The 17,810-nt window shown below is 74.5% G+C and carries 17 protein-coding genes and 1 pseudogene; 8 read left to right on the top strand and 10 right to left on the bottom strand.

Going from position 1 to position 17,810, the window contains the following annotated elements; all coding sequences use genetic code 11:
* Positions 1 to 148: 148 nt before the first annotated feature.
* From ACIPW5_RS15605 to dhaK, 3 genes are read right to left on the bottom strand one after another with little or no spacing between them, the layout of a single operon-like run.
* Positions 149 to 559: a PTS-dependent dihydroxyacetone kinase phosphotransferase subunit DhaM gene (locus ACIPW5_RS15605; RefSeq protein WP_401244890.1), complete on the bottom strand. Its 411-nt coding sequence runs from the start codon at positions 557 to 559 to the stop codon at positions 149 to 151.
* A complete protein-coding gene (gene dhaL, locus ACIPW5_RS15610; protein WP_401244892.1) occupies positions 556 to 1,164 on the bottom strand; it encodes a dihydroxyacetone kinase subunit DhaL in 609 nt (202 codons plus the stop codon). Before dhaL ends, ACIPW5_RS15605 begins: the two co-directional genes overlap by 4 nt.
* 37 nt (positions 1,165 to 1,201) lie before the next feature.
* A complete protein-coding gene (gene dhaK, locus ACIPW5_RS15615) occupies positions 1,202 to 2,200 on the bottom strand; it encodes a dihydroxyacetone kinase subunit DhaK (protein WP_401245343.1) in 999 nt (332 codons plus the stop codon).
* A 215-nt stretch (positions 2,201 to 2,415) separates the two neighbouring features.
* Here dhaK and ACIPW5_RS15620 point away from each other — a divergent pair, with 215 nt between their 5' ends.
* On the top strand, positions 2,416 to 3,447 hold the full coding sequence (locus ACIPW5_RS15620) for an MBL fold metallo-hydrolase (protein WP_401244894.1): 1,032 nt from the start codon (positions 2,416 to 2,418) through the stop codon (positions 3,445 to 3,447).
* Between the two features lie 12 nt (positions 3,448 to 3,459).
* On the opposite strand, the gene ACIPW5_RS15625 is transcribed toward ACIPW5_RS15620, so the two are convergent.
* Positions 3,460 to 3,924: a MarR family winged helix-turn-helix transcriptional regulator gene (locus tag ACIPW5_RS15625; protein ID WP_401244896.1), complete on the bottom strand. Its 465-nt coding sequence runs from the start codon at positions 3,922 to 3,924 to the stop codon at positions 3,460 to 3,462.
* 120 nt (positions 3,925 to 4,044) lie between these two features.
* Between ACIPW5_RS15625 and ACIPW5_RS15630 the strand changes: the two genes are divergently transcribed.
* The 3 genes from ACIPW5_RS15630 to ACIPW5_RS15640 are packed head-to-tail and all read left to right on the top strand — an operon-like array spanning position 4,045 to position 6,979.
* Positions 4,045 to 4,608, top strand: a complete 564-nt coding sequence (locus ACIPW5_RS15630) for a DoxX family membrane protein (RefSeq protein WP_401244898.1) — start codon at positions 4,045 to 4,047, stop codon at positions 4,606 to 4,608.
* Between the two features lie 34 nt (positions 4,609 to 4,642).
* Positions 4,643 to 5,152, top strand: coding sequence for a MarR family winged helix-turn-helix transcriptional regulator (locus ACIPW5_RS15635; protein ID WP_401244900.1), 510 nt, complete (start codon positions 4,643 to 4,645; stop codon positions 5,150 to 5,152).
* Between the two features lie 33 nt (positions 5,153 to 5,185).
* Complete coding sequence (locus ACIPW5_RS15640; protein ID WP_401244902.1) at positions 5,186 to 6,979, top strand: glycoside hydrolase family 15 protein; 1,794 nt, start codon at positions 5,186 to 5,188, stop codon at positions 6,977 to 6,979.
* Positions 6,980 to 7,036: 57 nt separating this feature from the next.
* Here ACIPW5_RS15640 and ACIPW5_RS15645 read toward each other — a convergent pair whose 3' ends face one another.
* Positions 7,037 to 8,443 (bottom strand): APC family permease, encoded by a 1,407-nt coding sequence (locus tag ACIPW5_RS15645; RefSeq protein ID WP_401244904.1) that lies wholly within the window; start codon positions 8,441 to 8,443, stop codon positions 7,037 to 7,039.
* Positions 8,444 to 8,941: 498 nt separating this feature from the next.
* Positions 8,942 to 9,241 carry a hypothetical protein gene (locus ACIPW5_RS15650; protein ID WP_401244906.1) on the bottom strand — a complete coding sequence of 100 codons (300 nt, stop codon included), beginning with the start codon at positions 9,239 to 9,241 and terminating at the stop codon, positions 8,942 to 8,944.
* A 217-nt stretch (positions 9,242 to 9,458) separates the two neighbouring features.
* Between ACIPW5_RS15650 and ACIPW5_RS15655 the strand changes: the two are divergent.
* A pseudogene (locus ACIPW5_RS15655) lies at positions 9,459 to 10,142 on the top strand (DUF6193 family natural product biosynthesis protein); the annotation flags it as partial.
* 42 nt (positions 10,143 to 10,184) lie between these two features.
* Here ACIPW5_RS15655 and ACIPW5_RS15660 read toward each other — a convergent pair.
* Both ACIPW5_RS15660 and ACIPW5_RS15665 read right to left on the bottom strand, forming a co-directional pair.
* Positions 10,185 to 11,258: an RNA polymerase sigma factor gene (locus ACIPW5_RS15660; protein ID WP_401244908.1), complete on the bottom strand. Its 1,074-nt coding sequence runs from the start codon at positions 11,256 to 11,258 to the stop codon at positions 10,185 to 10,187.
* A complete protein-coding gene (locus ACIPW5_RS15665; protein ID WP_401244910.1) occupies positions 11,255 to 11,464 on the bottom strand; it encodes a hypothetical protein in 210 nt (69 codons plus the stop codon). The genes ACIPW5_RS15660 and ACIPW5_RS15665 overlap by 4 nt, the downstream gene beginning before the upstream one ends.
* Positions 11,465 to 11,785: 321 nt before the next feature.
* Between ACIPW5_RS15665 and ACIPW5_RS15670 the strand changes: the two genes are divergently transcribed.
* From ACIPW5_RS15670 to ACIPW5_RS15680, 3 genes are read left to right on the top strand one after another with little or no spacing between them, the layout of a single operon-like run.
* Complete coding sequence (locus ACIPW5_RS15670; RefSeq protein ID WP_401244912.1) at positions 11,786 to 12,622, top strand: heavy metal-binding domain-containing protein; 837 nt, start codon at positions 11,786 to 11,788, stop codon at positions 12,620 to 12,622.
* Between the two features lies 1 nt (position 12,623).
* On the top strand, positions 12,624 to 13,481 hold the full coding sequence (locus tag ACIPW5_RS15675) for a heavy metal-binding domain-containing protein (protein WP_401244913.1): 858 nt from the start codon (positions 12,624 to 12,626) through the stop codon (positions 13,479 to 13,481).
* Complete coding sequence (locus ACIPW5_RS15680) at positions 13,474 to 13,884, top strand: hypothetical protein (RefSeq protein ID WP_401244915.1); 411 nt, start codon at positions 13,474 to 13,476, stop codon at positions 13,882 to 13,884. The genes ACIPW5_RS15675 and ACIPW5_RS15680 overlap by 8 nt, the downstream gene beginning before the upstream one ends.
* 189 nt (positions 13,885 to 14,073) lie before the next feature.
* Here ACIPW5_RS15680 and ACIPW5_RS15685 read toward each other — a convergent pair whose 3' ends face one another.
* Both ACIPW5_RS15685 and ACIPW5_RS15690 read right to left on the bottom strand, forming a co-directional pair.
* Entirely contained in the window at positions 14,074 to 16,263 is a 2,190-nt protein-coding gene (locus tag ACIPW5_RS15685; protein WP_401244917.1) for a SpoIIE family protein phosphatase, read from the bottom strand.
* A gap of 4 nt (positions 16,264 to 16,267) precedes the next feature.
* Positions 16,268 to 17,680, bottom strand: coding sequence for an MFS transporter (locus ACIPW5_RS15690; protein ID WP_401245344.1), 1,413 nt, complete (start codon positions 17,678 to 17,680; stop codon positions 16,268 to 16,270).
* Between the last annotated feature and the right edge of the window lie 130 nt (positions 17,681 to 17,810).

Here is a 17,810-nt window from a genome sequence, read left to right on the forward strand (position 1 = left end):
GCCGGCGGGGCTGATTAAGCCTCGCCGGCGTTTGAGGCGCGGGGGTCTGGGGGCGGAGCCCCCAGGGAACGGGCGAAGGGCGGGTAGGGGACCTCGCCCCGCGCAGCGGCACTCGCGCACCCCCCCCGCGGCAGCGGCAGGGGCACGGTCACCCCTTGCGGTACCCGTACGCCTCCTCGGCCGCCGCCACCACACCCTCCAGCGGGGCCCCCGCAGACGCGGCGACCACCGCCGCCACCGCGCCCTCCAGGAACGGGGCGTCCACCAGACGCGATCCGGGCGGGAGTTCCCCGTCCTCCAGGAGCGCCTTCACGGTCAGTACCGAGCTGCCCAGGTCCACCAGCAGCGCGACCCCGGCCCCCCGGTCCACCGCCGCCGCGGCCGCCGTGATCAGCTCCGCGCTCGTGCCCAGCCCGCCGTCGGGGGTGCCTCCCGCGGGGGACACCGGGGCCACCGCACCGCCCGCGGCGATGCCCCGGGCCAGCTCCGCCACCGACTCCGCGACCCCGGCGCTGTGCGACACCAGCACGATCCCGACCACCGGCGCCCCGCCGCTCACGCGGCCCCCTCCGCGGTGTCGGCCAGTGCGCCCAGCAGCAGGGCGGCCGAGGCGGCTCCCGGGTCCTGGTGCCCGATGCTGCGCTCCCCGAGGTAGCTGGCGCGGCCCTTGCGGGCCAGTATCGGAACCGTCGCCAGCGCCCCGCCCTGCGCCGCCTCCCCGGCGGCACGGTAGGACGTACCCAGCGCCGCGACCCCCGGGACCAGCGCGTCCAGCATCGTCTTGTCGCCCGGGGCCGCCCCGCCCAGCCGGGCCACCGCGTCCACGCCCGCGTCCAGGGCCCCGCGCAGCTCCTCGTCGGAGACCGCGGCGGCTTCCCCGAGCTCCTTGCCGGTGCGCCGCAGCAGCGTGCCGTACAGCGGTCCGGACGCGCCGCCCACCGTGGAGATCAGGGTGCGGCCGGCCAGCTGGAGCAGTGCCCCGGGCGCGGCCTCCGGGTCCGCCCCGGCCAGCGCCGCGCGCACGGCCGTGAAGCCGCGCAGCAGGTTGGCTCCGTGGTCGGCGTCCCCGATGGGGGAGTCGAGCTCGGTGAGCCGGTCCGCCTCCCGTTCCACCGCCGTCGCGGCGGCCTCCATCCAGCGCCGGAAGAACTCCGCGTCCCGCATCCCGTCTCCTCCGCCTTCCCGTACGTCCGCCATGTGCTCAGCAGCCCCAGCGCAGGGCGGCCGTCCGCACCGGCGCGTCCCACAGCCGCAGCAGCTCCTCGTCCGCCCGGCACACGGTCACCGAACAGCCTGCCATGTCCAGGGAAGTGACGTAGTTTCCGACGAGCGCCCGCGCCACCGGCACGCCCCGGGCGGCCAGGACCGCGGCCACCTCCGCGTGGAACCCGTACAGCTCCAGCAGCGGGGTCGCGCCCATGCCGTTGACCAGCAGCAGCACGGGACCGGCCGGCGGCCCCGACTGCGCCAGGTCGTCCAGTACGGCCGCCACCGCCACCTCCGCGATCTCCCGCGAGGTCATCATCGCGCGCCGCTCCCGGCCGGGTTCGCCGTGGATGCCGACGCCCAACTCCAGCTCTCCGTCGGGGAGGTCGAAGGTCGGGCTGCCCTTCGCGGGGGTGGTGCAGGCGCCGAGCGCCACCCCGAAACTGCGGGAGGAGGCGTTGACCTGCCGGGCGAGGGCGGCGACCCGTTCCAGCGGGGCGCCCTCCTCGGCGGCCGCTCCGGCGATCTTCTCGACGAAGAGGGTGGCGCCCGTGCCGCGCCGGCCGGCCGTGTAGAGGCTGTCGGTGACGGCGACGTCGTCGTCGACGAGCACCTGCTCCACCCGCAGGCCGTCCTCCTCGGCCAGCTCGGCGGCCATCCGGAAGTTCAGCACGTCGCCGGTGTAGTTCTTGACGACGAACAGCACCCCCTGACCGGCGTCGACGGCGCCGGCCGCGTACAGCACCTGGTCGGGCACCGGAGAGGTGAACACGGCGCCGGCGCAGGCGGCCGAGAGCATCCCGGGGCCCACGAACCCGGCGTGCAGCGGCTCGTGCCCGGACCCGCCCCCGGACACCAGCCCGACCCGCCCGCCGGCCCGGGCGTCGCGCCGCACGACGACCTGCCGCTCCACGTCGACGTCGAGCTCGGGGTGCGCGGCGGCCATGCCGCGCAGGGCGTCGGTGACCACGGTGTCGGGTGAGTTGAGGAGCATCTTCACGGAAACCTCCCGGTGCGATGGGGGTCGTGTCGCGACCTGCTGCCGACCGTAGGGCAGAGGACCCCGCCGAGGTGGCGGAACGCGGATGCGGCGGCCGCCTTTACCGGAGCCGGGCCGGGCGGCGCGGCGGGCGGGGGCGGGAGGCGCGGGGGCGGCGTAGCCTCGGCGGCGGGGCCCGTTGCGCCCGCGACGGCTCCGCGGGAGGAACCGTGGCCGCGCTGGGTGATCCGATCGGGATCGACGAGAGGACCGTACTGGTCGCCGGGCAGGAGCTGGACCTGGTCCACGGGCGGCCCGACGTGGCCAACGCCCTCGTCCACCGGACCGGCGAGACCCTGGTGCTGGTCGACACCGGTGTCACGGAGCCCTTCCGCGAGGCGCTCCGGGAGGCGGCCGGGCGGGTCGGCCCCTGGTCCCGGGTGCTGCTGCTGACCACCCACGGGCACCCGGACCACGTCGGCAACAACGACCTGGCCGACCTGCTGGGCGTACCGGCGGAGCACTACGTCCCCGCCGCCGACCTCGGCCAGATGCGGGACCCGGTGGCGTACTGGGTCCGGGCCTTCGAGCGCGTCGCCGGGCTGGGCGTGCTGCCCGCGCCGCCCCGGGAGGCCGCCGAGCACATCGTCTCGCTCTTCCGGCCGCTGCGGCCCTTCGGCGCGACGACCCGGACCTACGAGGAACGGCCGCCGGAGCGGATCCGGATCGGCTCGCTGCGCTTCGGCGGCTGGACCTTCGCCGACGGCGCGGTCCGGGTGCTGCGCAGCCAGGGCCACTGCGCCGGGCACGTGATCGTGCACCTCCGGGACTCCGGCGTCCTGCACCTCTCCGACGAGGCCAACGGTCCCTGCGGCCCCATGCCCGACGCCGACCAGCTCAAGATCCAGTCGGCGCTGGGTTCCGCCGCCCGCCTCCTGGAGGAGGGCGCGGCGGCCGTCCTCACCGACGGGCACACCTTCGCCCTGCGCCGGGGCCCCGGGGCGGTGTCCCATCTGGACCGGATGCTGGACCAGGCGGCCGCCCTGCACGCGGCGGCCCTCGCGCTGGCCGGCGGCCCCGGCCCGGTCCGGCCGGACGCGTTCACCGAGGGCTGCGCGGAGGCCGCCACCGCACTGGGCGTCACGGGCGCCAACCCGAACCCGCTGTTCACCGCCATGATGGCGGTCAACCTGCTGCGGGAACTGGGGCTCCGCCCCGGCTCCGACGCCCCGGGAGCCCCCTGGTCCAGGCCCAGGCCCTAGGAGCCGAGCCCGTCAGGCGCCCTGGGCGCGCAGGCGGCGGCCGACCTCGCCGAGGCCGTCGGCGAGGGCGTCCAGCTGGTCGGGGGTGAGGACGTCCACGAGGGCCTCGCGGACCGCCGTGACGTGGCCGGGGGCGGCTTCCTCCAGACGGGCGCGGCCCGCGTCCGTGAGGACGGCGAAGACGCCCCGGACGTCCGAGGGGCAGCTGCGGCGCCGGACCAGGCCGGCCTTCTCCATCTGGCCGACCTGGTAGGTCAGGCCGCTCTTGGAGTTGATCAGCCCGTTGGCGAGTTCCGTCATCCGCAGCTCCTGGTCCGGCGCCGCGGCGAGCCGCACGAGGATCTCGTACTGGGGGTGGGAGAGTCCGGAGTCGTCCTTCAGCTGCTGGTCGAGCCGTCGGTTCACCAGTGCGGAGGCGGCCAGGAAGGCCCTCCAGGCCCGCATCTCGCGGTCGTCCAGCCATCTCGTTTCACCCATGGCGCCAGGGTACACGGATCGTTCGAATTTGAATCAACGGCTCATCCGTGACTAGGGTCGGACTCAAGCAGGTTCGAATTTGAACCAAATCCCTCGGGCCGCCCGACCGGAAGGACCCCCATGAGCAGCGCCACCGTCACCGCGACGAAGACCCCCGCCGCATCCCCGGCCGTCCCCGTCCCCGCCGCCGACACCTCCGCCCACGACGCCGGACTGCTCCTGCTGCGCGTCGTCCTCGGTCTCACCGTGGCCGCCCACGGCACCCAGAAGCTCTTCGGCTGGTTCGGCGGCGGCGGGATCGGCGGAACCGGCCAGTTCTTCACCGCCAGCGGCTACCCGGCGGGCGACGCCATGGCCGTCCTCGCCGGCCTGACCGAGACCCTCGGCGGCCTCGGTCTCGCCCTCGGCCTGCTCACCCCGCTCGCCGGCGCGGCCGTCACCGGCACGATGATCAACGCCGTGGCCGTCCACGGCGCCGGCGCCTTCTTCGCCCCGAAGGGCATGGAGTACGAGCTGCTGCTCGCCGTGGCCGCCGCCGCCCTCACCCTGACCGGCCCCGGCCGCCACGCCGTCGACCGGCTGCTGCCCGTCCCCGCCCTGCGCGCCCACCGCCTCGCTCTCGGCGCCCAGGCCCTCGCCCTCGGCGTGCTGCTCGCCGTCGTGACCCTGATCATCCGCGGCTGAGGCCACCGGGCGGGCCGCCTGTAGCGTCGTGATCATGAAAACGCCCACCGGCAACACCACCGACCAGGCACCCGCCGACCCGGCCGCCTCCGACGACGCGCTCGCCACCCAGCCCATCGGCTACTGGAGCGGGCTCGCCCACGAGGCCGTCACCCGCCACCTGCGCGACGCCATGGCGCGTATCGACGTCACGCAGCCCCAGTACTGGGTGCTCAACCGGGTGAACGGCGGAGCCGGCGCACCCGTCCGCGAGGAGGTGGCCGCCCAGCTGACCCCCCTCGCGGACGGGCCCCACGAGATCGCCCGCGTCGTCGACCAGCTGCTCCACCGCGGCTGGCTCCACGCCGACGAGGACGGCCGCCTCCGCCTGACCGGCGAGGGGGAGGCGGCCCGGGTGCGGCTGCGCGCCCTCGTCACCGAGCAGCGCGCCGTCGTCCACGAGGGCATCGACGACGCGGAGTACGTCACCGCGCTCAAGGTGCTGCGCCGGATGGCCGCCAACGTCGAGGCCGCCCGCACCGCCACCGACCCCCAGGCGGGCTGATTGGCCCCCCGCGTTTGGGGGAAAAGCGGATGAATGACACAACCCATCGAAGACTACGCACTCATCGGCGACCTGATGACCAGCGCGCTGGTCGGCCGTGACGGGTCCATCGACTGGCTGTGCCTGCCGCACTTCGACTCCGCCGCCTGTTTCGCCGCCCTCCTCGGCAACAAGGAGAACGGCCACTGGCGCATCGCCCCGGCCGCCGCCGAGAACGGCGAACGGTGCACGCGGCGGGCCTACCTGGACGGCTCCCTGGTCCTGGAGTCCTACTGGGAGACCGACGAGGGCACCGTCAAGGTCGTCGACTTCATGCCGCAGCGCGACGAGGCCCCCGAGGTGATGCGCATCGTCGAGGGGGTCACCGGCCGCGTCACCGTCCGCAGCACCCTGCGGCTGCGCTTCGACTACGGCCACGTCGTTCCCTGGGTCCGGCGCAGCGAGGAAGACCGGGTCGCGGTCGCCGGACCCGACTCGGCCTGGTTCCGCAGCGAGCCGCCCGTACGGACCTGGGGCGAGGACCGCAGCACCCGCTCGGAGTGCACCGTCGGCCCCGGCGAGAAGGTCGCCTTCGTACTGACCTGGCACCCCTCGCACGAACCGCGCCCCGAGCCCGTCGACCCGTACGAGGCCCTGGAGCAGAGCCTCGCCGACTGGCGCGCATGGAGCGGCCAGTGCCGTTACGAGGGCCCGTACGAGGAGGCCGTCACCCGCTCCCTGATCACCCTCAAGGCCCTCACCTTCGCCCCCACCGGCGGGATCGCGGCCGCCGCCACCACCTCGCTGCCCGAGGAGATCGGCGGGGTCCGCAACTGGGACTACCGCTACTGCTGGCTCCGCGACGCCACCCTGACCCTCGGGTCCCTCCTGTCCACCGGCTTCCTCGACGAGGCGCGGGCCTGGCGCGGCTGGCTGCTGCGCGCCGTCGCGGGCGACCCGGCCGACCTCCAGATCATGTACGGCATCGCCGGCGAGCGCCGCATCCCCGAGACCGAACTGCCCTGGCTGCGCGGCTACGCGGGTTCCGCCCCGGTCCGGGTCGGGAACGCCGCCGTGGACCAGCTCCAGCTGGACGTGTACGGGGAGGTCCTGGACGCCCTGTACCTGGCCCGGGCCTCCGGCCTGGCCTCGGAACGGCACTCCTGGAAGATCCAGCTGGCCCTGCTCGACTTCCTGGAGCGCAACTGGCACCGCCCGGACGAGGGGCTGTGGGAGGTGCGCGGCCCGCGCCGGCACTTCACCCACTCCAAGGTCATGGCCTGGGTCGCTGCCGACCGGGCCGTGCGGACCCTGGAGAACGCCCCGCAGCTGCCGGGCGACGTCGAGCGCTGGCGGGCCATGCGGGACGAGGTGCACCGCGACGTGTGCGACAAGGGGTACGACCCCGAACGGGGCACCTTCACGCAGTACTACGGCTCCCGGGAGCTGGACGCGGCCACCCTGCTCATCCCGCGCGTCGGATTCCTCCCGCCCGACGACCCCCGCGTGATCGGCACCGTCGACGCCGTCCGGGCCGAACTGGGCAGCAGCGGCCTGGTCCGCCGCTACAGCACCGAAGGGCCCTCCGTCGACGGGCTGCCCGGCGACGAGGGCGCCTTCCTGGCCTGCTCGTTCTGGCTGGTCGACGCCCTGCACATGACCGGCCGGACCAAGGAGGCCCGGGAGCTCTTCGAGAAGCTGCTGGCGGTGCGCAACGACGTGGGCCTGCTCGCCGAGGAGTACGACACCCGGGCCGGGCGCCAGCTCGGCAACTTCCCGCAGGCGTTCAGCCACGTCGGCCTGGTCAACACCGCGATCGCCCTGTCCGACGGCGGAGCCGGCGGCTGACCCCCGGACGGCCCGGGGGGCCGCCGCGGATCGCGACGGCCCCCCGGTGCGGTGCGGCTACGCCGCCTCCGCCTCCTCCGTGTCGGGGATGCTCACCAGCCAGCGCGAGTCCGTGCGCGGCCGCAGGTACAGCGCCCAGTAGAGGGTGGCCACGGCGGTGATCCCGCCGGTCCACAGCAGGTACCGGGTCTCCTGCTGGGTCAGGATGTACGCGAACACGAGGATCAGCACGACCGGCACGGCCGGCCACAGCGGCATCCGCCAGGCGGCCTTCTCGCCGTGCGCCCCGCGCCGGCTGAACAGCGCGGCCACCGCGACCAGCAGGTACATGCCGGTCACCGACACCCCGGTCACCCCGTAGAGGGTGTCGAGGTTGACGAAGCACATCGCCGCGCCCGGCAGGCCGACCAGCAGCGTGGCCACCCACGGGGAGCCGAAGCGGCCCAGCCGCGACAGACCGCGGTTGACCGGCTCGGGCCAGGCCTTGTCGCGGGCCGAGGCGAAGAGCACCCGGGAGTTCTGGATGACCATGACGATGCCGGCGTTGACGATGGCCAGGGCCACGCACAGGCTGACGAAGGTGCCGACGGCCGAGTTCGACCAGGCCGTCACCATCGCGCCGAGGTCGCCGGAGGTCAGCGCCTCCAGGTCCGGGGCGCCCATGGTGATCGCGATGACCGGGACGAGGATGACGGCGGAGGAGATCGCCAGGGTCGCGAGCACCGTCCGCGGGACGTTGCGGCGCGGCCGCTCCAGCTCCTCGGAGAGGTAGACCGCGGTGGAGAAGCCCTGGGTGACGAACAGCGCGATCGCCAGCCCGGAGACCACCATCATCGCCGTCACCGTGGAGACGCCGCCGCCCTCGGCGGCCACCGAGCCGTGCACCAGGGCGTCGGCGCCCCGCTCGCTGTGGGCGAAGCCGAGCACGGCGACCAGCGCGGCGGCGACCACCTCCAGCACGAGGAAGATGCCGGTGATCCAGGCGTTGGCCCGCAGGTCCAGCAGGCCGGCGAGGGTGGCGAGCAGCATCACGCCGGCGCCGGCCACCGGGGCCGGTACGTCGACCACCGGGGAGAGGTAGTCGGCGGTGCCCATGGCGATCACGGGCGGCACGATCATCACCACGAGCAGGGACAGCACGAACACGAGCCAGCCGGCGAGCCGGCCCGCGAGGGTGGAGACCATGGCGTACTCGCCGCCGGCGCTGGGGATGAGGGTGCCCAGCTCCGAATAGCAGAACGCCACGCCTATGCAGAGCAGCGAGCCGATGGCGATGGTGAGCGCGGTCCAGGTGCCGAGACCGGAGAAGAGGTCGGGAACGACGACGAAGAGGGTCGAGGCGGGCGTCACGCACGACAGCGTGAGCAGGGTCCCGCCGACGACGCCGATGGAACGCTTGAGCTTCTGCGGGGTGGGACCGGTGGCCGGGGCGAGGGCCTGGGGTGCGCTGATCGTGTCAGTCATCGGTGCGGTGTTCCGATCGGCAGTGTGGTGAAGGAATGCGGGAGCGGTATCGCCTCCGTGGCGGTGGTGGGCACTTCGTTCGCGTGGCTCCCGGGCCGCTATGCAAGCTCCACGAGATCCGCAGGTCAAGAGATGTTCACCTGCGGAATCCATCGTGGACCACCCCTCCGGCGCACGGGTGCCGGCGTCAAGGCCGCGTAAATATTGGCCGGAGGGCCGGTGCGGGAACCGCACCGAGATCCAATGAATTTCCCTCCGCTTTGCCCGGAGGGCCACCTACGCCGGGGACGCGGTCCCCGCGGTCCTCGACGAGGCCCTCGCCGTGCACGAGCCCCGCGACGTCGTACGTGCACCCCGTCCCGTCTGCTCCTGAAAACCCCCGCTGCTCCGGCCGGCCGCGCGCCCGGGCCGGCCGCTGGGGGAGCCGGCGGCCCGGGCTGCTGGTGGCTACGCCGGGCAGGCCCGCAGCGGGTCCCGGGCGCCGGGTGTGAGGGTGGCTCAGTTACCGATGCCGGCGGTGCCGACCCCCGTGTTGCCGATGCCGTGGCTGCCGATGCCGGTGTTGGCGACGCCCGCGTTGCCGAGGCCCCAGTTGGCGAAACCGGCGTTGCCGATACCGCCGTTGATGACGCCCGCGTTGCCGATGCCTTCGTTGCCGACGCCCGCGTTGCCGACCCCCGTGTTCCCGACGCCCGAGCTGCCCACGCCACCGTCGGCGCAGGCCGCACCGGCACCACAGAGCGACAGCGCGGCAGCAGCGCCCACGGCGGTCACCACACGGAGAAGAGTCGTGCGCATCAGTACATACCTCCTATTTTCGGCGATATTGGCACGCTATCCCTAGCACGACCTTGCGCATCCGACGCGGGGAAGCGGGCACGCGGTCGTCGTGTCGCACGCGAGTAGGGCCAGATGACGGTTCCGAGCAGCTCGCGCGTCGCCGGGCATGGACACCGTGTCGGCCACCGAGCAGAGCTGACGGGGGCCCGTGATCGCGTCCGGGGATACTGGGGTGATGGGATTCGGGGTGGGATCCGACGGGGCCGGCTGGGGCGAGGACGGCTTTCTCCGGGCCGCGTTGGGGCGTACGGCCGAGGAACTCGGGATCGTGCTGCCCGAGTCGGACGCGGACTGGGGTCGTCTCGCGGTGTACGCCGACGCGGGGAAGGGCCGGCGCGTGGTGGTGTACCCGCCGGGTGAGGGGCGTACCTTCCAGGTGGCCTTTCAGCGCGACCGTACGCGCCTGGCCTGCGGGTGGACCCCGGACCTGGCCGAGGCCGTCAGGGCGACGGCTGCGTGGACCGGCGGCGCGGGCCTGGAGGAGACGCGGGCGCGCGCCCCGTTCGTACGGTTCAGGCCCTGGGCCCTCGCCCATGAGCGGGATCCGTTCGGCGCCGTCGAGTTGGCGTGGTGGTCGAGGCTCGACGCCGTCCACATGCCGCCCTACGACCGGCATCCGCGCGCCCATGCGCTGCTGGCGGCGGCGTACGCCCAGCCGCTGCTGCGGCGGTTGATGCCCGGCACCAGCCACCACAGCCTCTGGTTCTCCACGCGCGTCGAGGAGCCGTGGAAGGCCCGCCTCGGGTACCTCGTCCGCCCCTACGACGAGGGGTTCTACGGGGTGTGGATCGACGGCGAGCGGGTCGCGCGGACCGAGACGCCGGAGGAGGCCGTGGCACTCGTGGCGGCCGCCCTCGCGGAACAGCGGGGCGGCCTCACCCGTTCGGGGCCGCACGCGTCCTCAGCGGAGCGGGGTGCCGGGTGGCCTCCGGCAGTCCCTGACGACCTGGTTGGCGGAGCCGCTGCGGGGGCGCAGGCCCGTGACGCGGAGGGCCGGCTTCAGCATGATCCGCAAGGGCACCAGGCCGTCTTCGCATCCGTCGAGCTCCGGCTGGGGGACGTGTCCCTGCCGGAGGACCTGCTCGTCGATCCAGTCCTTCCCGACGCGCAGGTGCCGCGCGTAGTCGCCCGCGTCGGGGAAGTCCTTTCCCGTACGGGCCCTGACCTCGTCCTGGACCCGGAGGAGTGCGCCCAGGACGAGATCCTGACGAGCGGCGCGGAGGGTCAGCCCTGAGGTCTTGACCTGCCGTTGGACCACCACGACCAGGAGCAGGAGCGCGGCCAGGACCACCACCACGACGGGAAGGGTTCCGGGAGGGAGTTCCGGCAGGTTCCCGTTGCCCCCGGCAGGGCTGCCGGGATCCTCGTCCGTCCCTCCGGCGGCGTAGGCGGCCATGACGAGGAAGACGGTGGCGAAGGTGGGGCCCAGGGCGGCCAGGAGGGCCCGGGTCGCCCGTGAGACGTGCCGTGCGATGGTTCCCCTGTGGAGGCGGTTGGCCCGGGCCAGTTCCTCGTGGGAGAAGCCGACCCCCTTCGAGAGCAGGAGCAGCCGGCGTTGTTGAGGGGACATCTGCCGCAGGGCCCTTTCGACGTCGAGGCGACCGTCGACGTCCTGGGCCGGGTACGCCCACAAGACCGTACGCGGGCCGGTCGTCTCGGAGGCGCCGGCCGTGTCGAGCGGGTGGGTCACGCCCTTGCGCCTGGCCTCGTCACGGACCTGGTTCGCGATGACCGCGCAGACGTAGGCCGGGAGGTCGTCGATGGGCGTCCTGGCGTGGTTGACCAGGGCGATCACGATCGCGTCCTGGACGACGTCTTCGGCGCTCACCCGAGAAGCGGGAACGCGCCGGTGGTTCAGGCACTGCTGGGCGTACCTCACCAGCACCGGGCCCTTCGCCCGGTACATGGCGACCACCTCGTCCTCGAAGGCAGTCGGATCCGGCCTCGGGCCCTGCGCCGCTTCCCCCGCCGTCATCGCACCGTGCCCTTGCTCCGCGCCGCTCCGGCCGTACGCGCCCGGATGATCTCGGCCCTGCCCGCCGCCTCCATCATCACGGCCTCCGCGCGGGCCCTGATCAGGACGGCTTCGCCGTGCGCCCTGTTGCGATCGGCCGCGCTCTTCAGCAACTTCTTCGTGCACGAGAACACCGTCAACGCCAACACGGCCACCATGACCTCCATGCCCGGTCTCCTCCGATCCTGCCCCGGTGGTCCCTCCGCCGGGGCCGTTCGGTCAAGAAGGGGCGCCGACAGCCCGGTTGCATGACAGCCGGGCACCGGATTCTCCGGACCGAAGGGACCGGGGGCGAGGTGAAGCGGCCTTCCTCACGGACCTCGCGCGCCCGGCCTGGGCCGTTTCCTTCAGATCATCACGATCGGGCGGGCACATCAGCACGCCGCTCGCCGGACTCCACATCGCCGCCGTCTTCATCTGGTCAGCAAGGTGATCCGAAGGAAGCCCCCTGGGTGCATCCACTCGCACCTCGTATACGCTTCCGGGCGATGACGTACCAACAGGCCGACTCCACCTGGGACTCGACGCTGTCGGCCCGGGAGTTCGCGGCGGTCACCGACGTCGGGTTCGAGCCGGTCGGGCAGGTGATGGGCACGGCCGTCTTCTACCTGGGCAACACCGGTGCCTGGGGCTGCCCCGGCGCCTGGACGGCCGCCGGCGGCCCCTCGGGGCCCTCCTCGCCCTGGAGCCCGTCCCTCACCCCCTTGACGAGGGCCGTGCACGCGGCGCGCAGGCTGGCGGTGAGCCGCGCGGTGGCCGAATGCGGCACCCTGGGCGGCGACGGGATCGTCTCCGTACGACTGGCGGAACGCCCGTTCTCCCTCGACGCGACGGAGTTCACCGTCACCGGCACCGCGGTGCGGGCGCGCTCCCGCGTCCGTCCGCGGCAGCCCTTCACCTCGCACCTCGGCGGGCAGGACTTCGCGCGGCTCCTGCGCTCCGGCTGGGTGCCCACGGCGCTCGCGTTCGGTGTCTCGCACGCGATCCGGCACGACGACTGGCGCGCCGCCGGTCCCCTCGTCCGCAGGTTCGCCGACAACCAGGAGGTCGACGGCCACACCCGCCTGATCGCCCACGTCCGCCAGGACGCCCGCACCCGCCTCGCCCTCGACGCCCGCGAGCACGGCGGCGGCAGCGACGGGGTCGTCGTGGACGAGGCCGACCTGCGGCTGCGCAGGACCGAGTGCCCCGACTCCAGCGGAACCGCGCGCGACCTCATCGCGGAAGCCGTCTTCACAGGTACCTCCATCACCCGGTTCGGCCGCGGCCGGCGGCCCGCCACGGCCGGACCCCTGACCATCATGAGACTGGAGCGCGAGTACTGAGATGACCGGGCGAACGGAACACGCACCAGGATCCGCACCAGCCGAACCGAACCTGTCCGAGGACGCGATGCGGCGGCTGGCGCAACTCCGGCCGGACGACGGCGGGGGCTCCATGTTCACCTCGGACCTGACGGTGAACGAGTTCCTGCTGGTGCGCGAGGCCGGCTTCCGTCCCCTCGGCCTGGTCCTCGGGTGCTCCGTCTACCACGTCGGCTTCCAGATCGGCCGCTGGTCGAAGAACCAGGAGCTGACCAAGCTGTCGCAGGCCATGTACGACGCCCGCGAGCTCGCGATGAGCCGCATGGAGGCCGAGGCCGCCGCGCTGGGGGCGGACGGGATCGTGGGGGTGCGGCTGGACGTCGAGTTCAAGGAGTTCGGTTCGGACATCGCCGAGTTCATCGCGGTGGGCACCGCCGTCAGGGCGGACGGCGCCGATCCGGGACCGGCCGGGACCTGGCTCAACAACAAGGGCAAGCCGTTCACCTCGGACCTCTCCGGCCAGGAGTTCTGGACCCTGGTCCGCGCCGGGTACGCCCCGCTGGACCTGGTGATGGGCTCCTGCGTCTACCACGTGGCGCACCAGGGCTTCGTCCAGGCTCTGGGCAACACGGGCCGCAACGTCGAGATCGAGCCGTTCACCCAGGCCCTGTACGACGCCCGCGAGCTCGCGATGAGCCGGATGCAGGCGGAGGGGAGGGCCTTGGGGGCGGAGGGGATCGTGGCGGTGCGGCTGAAGCAGCACACGCACGGCTGGGGGTCCCACACCACCGAGTTCTTCGCCATCGGGACGGCGGTGCGGCCGCTGCGCGAGGACCACGTCATCGACCGGCCGACCATGGTGCTGGGCCTCGATGACTGACGGACGGGGGGCGGTTCCGGTGGACGTGGCACTGCTGGCAGCGGCACTGCGCCGGGACTGCGCCGACGTGGAGCTCTACGCCGGGGTGCTGTCGGCGAGCCTCGCGGACTCGCTGCCGCCCGGCGCCGTCCGGGTCAGCCGCAGGCGCTCCCTGGCGCGCCGGCTGGCCGGGCGGGAGGGGACGGTCGACGGGCTGGACGTCGTGCTCGGGGAACGGCGGCTGTCCCTCCGGACGGACGGGGGCCGGACCACCGGGGAGGTCTGCCACGAGGTCCGGGGGGTCGTGCTCTCGCGGCGCCGGGTGGGCATGGACGAGTGGATCGGCGCGCTGGCCGGGGCCCTGGCGGACGCCGCGGCCTCGAACGCCCGCGCCCGCGAGGCCCTCGAACGGTTCCTGTCCTAGGTCGTCTCTTCCGGATCTGGCTCCCCCAGCTACCGCTGGGAGGTGCCCCCAGACCCGCGCCGCCCGGCACCGCACCTCGCCGCGTTGGCGGAGCACCCGAGTACGTCCAGTACAAGGGCGCCGCGCCAACGCGCCGATGCACGGCACCGGACGACGCGGGCTTAACCGGCAAGATCCGGAAGAGACGACCTAGGCCGGCCGGGCTTCGCGGGAGGCCAGCAGCAGGGCGATGTCGTCCGGGCGGTCCGGGGTGCGGGCCGCCTCGGCGACCAGCCGGTCGGCCGTCTCCGTCAGGGGGGACGGCCGGGCCGCCGCCAGCGCCGCCCGCAGCCGCTCCACGCCGTCGTCGATGTCCGCCCCCGGCGTCTCCACCAGTCCGTCCGTGTACAGGGCCAGCACCTCGCCGGGCGCCAGCGCCAGTTCCGTCACCGGGTACCGCGCCCCGGGGTCGATGCCGAGCACCACGCCGCCCGCCAGGTCCAGCACCTCCGCCCCGCCGTCGGCGTGCCGCAGCAGGGGCTGCGGGTGTCCGGCGCGGGCGGCCAGGGCACGGCCGGAGCCCGGGTCCAGCAGGACGTAGCAGCAGCTGGCGAACTGGCCCGGGTCCAGGTCGATCAGCAGCTGGTTCGTGCCCCGCACCACCTCGTCCGGGGCGTTGCCGCTGAGCGCGAAGGCCCGTACCGCGCTGCGGAGTTGCCCCATGGTCGCGGCGGCCGCCACCCCGTGGCCCTGGACGTCCCCGATGACCAGCGCCAGCCGGCCCGCGTCCGTCTCGATGACGTCGTACCAGTCGCCGCCCACCTCCATGCCGTCCGTCCCGGGCAGGTACCGGCCCACCGTGGTGACCTCCCCCCGCACCGGCAGCCGGTGCGGCAGCAGGGCCGCCTGGAGCCCCCGGGCCAGTGCCGCCTCGCTGTCGTAGCGCCGGGCCCGCTCCAGGGCCTGCGCGATCAGGCCGGCCAGCGCCGTGAGGACCGTACGCTCCTCGGGGCTGAAGCCGCGCCGCTGGTCGAAGCCGAGGATGCAGGTGCCGACCGGGCGGCCGGAGGCGATCAGCGGCAGGAAGGCGCGGGCCCCCACCTCGGCGTCCAGCGGGATCCCCGGATAGGCCGCGGCCAGGTGCTCCATCGACTCGAAGAACAGCGGCCGGCCCGAGGTCAGGGTCTCCACCCCGGGCAGCCGCTCGTGGAGCGAGACCCCGTCGAAGCGGCCCAGGAACCCCTTGGGGAAACCGGTCTCCCAGGAGAGGTACAGGTGCCGCTCGTCGAGCATGTAGATGGCCAGCTGCCGGCCGCCGAACGCGGGCAGCAGCTCCTGGGTGACCACCGCCGACACCTGGCGCGCGGTGACCGCCTCGGTCAGAGCGATGGCCAGGGCCACCGGCCGGTACAGGGTGGAGGCCCGGTCGGCCGGCGAACCGAGGCCGGCGCCCGGCAGGGTCACCGACCCGGGCGCGTAGGCGGGCGCCTCGGCGGCCTCCAGGGTCACCGTCACTCCCGTCGGGCCCGGATACAGGCCCACCGACAGCCACTCGGCGGCCGGTCCGACGCCGGTGTCGTCCCCCGTGCCGTCGCCCGTGCCGGCCCCGGGGCCCGCGGGTGGCCGCCGGGCCGTGAAGCGCACGGGCTCGCCGGAGATGAACACCCCGCGGAAGTGGTCCTCGTAGGCGGAGTGGCCGAGCCACGGCATCACCTCCCACAGCCCGCGCCCGCGCAGCAGCGCGGCGGGCCGCCCGAGCAGCTCCCCGGCGGAGGCGTTGGCGAAGGTCACGGCACCCTGCCGGTCCACGGACAGCACCACCGTCCCGAGCCGGTCCACGGCCTCCCGGGCCTCCTCCGCGGCGGCCGCGGGCCAGGGCACGCACAGCGGGTCGCCGTCCCACAGCACCGGTTCCCCGGCGGCGCGCAGTGCGGCCAGCTCCCGGGCCAGCCCGGTGGCGACCCCCCGCAGCCGCTCCCGCTCGGCGGGCCCGAGCACCGCCCCCGGCGTCGCCGGCCGCAGCACCAGCAGCACCCCGAAGCGCTCGGGCCCTTCCCCGACCGGCTCGAAGAAGGAACCGAAGGGGAAGGGCAGCCCGGCCATCAGCTGGGGGAAGCGCCGCATCGCCGCCTCCGCGTCGGGCAGGTGCACCGCCTGCCCGGTGCGGTACGCCTCGGCGACCGGGTACGGCCGGTTGACCTGCATCCGCCACCAGGGCCGGAACAGGCTCCCCGGCAGGCCCGTGAGCACCGCCATCCGGAGCAGCCCGTCCGTGCCCGAGCGCAGGTAGACCCCGCCCGCGTACCCGCCGACGGCCTCGACGGCGCCCACCGCCGCCCGCGCGAGCGCCCGGCCCCCGGCGACGGGGACGGGGCCGACGCTGTCCGCACTCGCCGTCACACAGTCAGGATGCGCCCTCGCCCCCGGCGGCTGCACCCGTTCGCCCCGGGGCGCCCCCGCGGTACCCCCGGACCACCGCCGCCGCGGCGAGGAGCAGTACGGCCGCGACCGTGCGCAGGGCCGTCCCCATGGCGTCGGTGAAGGCGGCCGCCTGCGCGGGATCCGCCGGGTTCCCGTGGAAGCGGGAGGCCAGCACCGTGCCGACCACCGCCACGCCCAGCGCCGCGCCGATCTCCCGGGCGGCGGTGTTCAGCCCCGAGCCCAGCCCCGCCTGGTGCGGCGGCAGCTGCGAGACCACCGTCAGCGTCAGCGAGGGCGCGCACAGCCCGGTACCGACCGACAGGACCAGCAGGTAGCCGCCGTAGACGGCGTACGGGGTGTCCGCGTCGGTGGTGGACACCAGCAGCAGCCCGGCCGCGATCAGGACCAGCCCGGCGCCGACCGGCAGCCGGGGCCCGGTCCGCCCGGCGAGCCGGGCGCCCAGCCGGGGCACCACCGCCATCCCGACGGTGAGCGGGACGATCGCGAGTCCGGCCAGGGCCGGCGAGAAGCCCTTCGCGTACTGGAGGTACTGGGCGTTGACGAAGAACAGGGAGAACAGCCCGAAGAAGGCGGCGCCGATGCCCAGGGTCCCCGCGCGCAGCCCGCGCGAGGCGAAGACCCGCGGGTCCAGCAGCGGGCGGGAGGCGCGCAGCGCGTACCCGGTGAAGGCGGCCAGCAGCACCGCCCCGGCCCCGAAGGAGCCCAGGACGCGGACCGAGGACCAGCCGTACGAGGGCCCCTCGATGATCCCGTGGACCACCGCGAACAGGGCGCCGGCCAGGACCACGGCCCCGAGCGGATCGACGGCCGCGTCGGCGCGCGACGGCGTGCGCGGGACCGCGACGGCCACGGCGACGGCGAGCAGCACGGCCAGCGGGACGGCCCCCCAGAACAGGGCGCGCCAGGTCAGGAACTCCCCGGCCAGCCCGCCCGACACGTTGCCCGCCAGGCCCCCGAGGCCGGCGGACAGGGTCCAGGTGGCCAGCGCCTGCGCGCGCCGCTCGGGCGGGGTCAGCCGGACCAGCACGGACATGGTGGCGGGCATGACGAGCGCCGCTCCGGCCCCGGACAGTCCGCGTCCGGCGATCAGTACGGCCGGGGCGGTGGCGAGGGCGGTGACGGCCGCGCCCGCGGCGAACAGGCCGAGCCCGGCCAGCAGGGCGCCCTTGCGTCCGTAGCGGTCGCCGAGGGCCCCGGCCGGGATCAGCAGGGCGGCGAAGACGATCACGTACGCGTCGACCGTCCACAGCAGCTGGCCCGGGGTCGGGTGCAGTTCGGAGGCGGCGAGCTGGGGGATCAGCAGGTTCACGGCGGCGACCATGCCCTGCGCGACGAGCACGCAGGCGCACAGCACCAGCAGGGCGGGACGGGACAGGCCGGGCGCGGACGGGCCGGGTCCCGACTGGCCGGCGGCGGACGGGCCGGCGGCGGACGGGCCGGGCGCGGTGGCGCCGTCCGTGCGGTCCGTGGCTCCCCTCCGTGCGGGCGGGGACGGGGTGCGGGCA

It is taken from the genome of Streptomyces sp. NPDC090077, from assembly GCF_044747545.1.
Classification (GTDB): domain Bacteria; phylum Actinomycetota; class Actinomycetes; order Streptomycetales; family Streptomycetaceae; genus Streptomyces.

Coding starts and splice junctions, on each gene's coding strand:
- dhaL (WP_401244892.1), bottom strand. CDS start 1,164: ATGCGGGACGCGGAGTTCTTCCGGCGCTGGATGGAGGCCGCCGCGACG.
- dhaK (WP_401245343.1), bottom strand. CDS start 2,200: ATGCTCCTCAACTCACCCGACACCGTGGTCACCGACGCCCTGCGCGGC.
- ACIPW5_RS15625 (WP_401244896.1), bottom strand. CDS start 3,924: ATGGGTGAAACGAGATGGCTGGACGACCGCGAGATGCGGGCCTGGAGG.
- ACIPW5_RS15630 (WP_401244898.1), top strand. CDS start 4,045: ATGAGCAGCGCCACCGTCACCGCGACGAAGACCCCCGCCGCATCCCCG.
- ACIPW5_RS15635 (WP_401244900.1), top strand. CDS start 4,643: ATGAAAACGCCCACCGGCAACACCACCGACCAGGCACCCGCCGACCCG.
- ACIPW5_RS15640 (WP_401244902.1), top strand. CDS start 5,186: ATGACACAACCCATCGAAGACTACGCACTCATCGGCGACCTGATGACC.
- ACIPW5_RS15645 (WP_401244904.1), bottom strand. CDS start 8,443: ATGACTGACACGATCAGCGCACCCCAGGCCCTCGCCCCGGCCACCGGT.
- ACIPW5_RS15650 (WP_401244906.1), bottom strand. CDS start 9,241: ATGCGCACGACTCTTCTCCGTGTGGTGACCGCCGTGGGCGCTGCTGCC.
- ACIPW5_RS15660 (WP_401244908.1), bottom strand. CDS start 11,258: ATGACGGCGGGGGAAGCGGCGCAGGGCCCGAGGCCGGATCCGACTGCC.
- ACIPW5_RS15665 (WP_401244910.1), bottom strand. CDS start 11,464: ATGGAGGTCATGGTGGCCGTGTTGGCGTTGACGGTGTTCTCGTGCACG.
- ACIPW5_RS15670 (WP_401244912.1), top strand. CDS start 11,786: ATGACGTACCAACAGGCCGACTCCACCTGGGACTCGACGCTGTCGGCC.
- ACIPW5_RS15675 (WP_401244913.1), top strand. CDS start 12,624: ATGACCGGGCGAACGGAACACGCACCAGGATCCGCACCAGCCGAACCG.
- ACIPW5_RS15680 (WP_401244915.1), top strand. CDS start 13,474: ATGACTGACGGACGGGGGGCGGTTCCGGTGGACGTGGCACTGCTGGCA.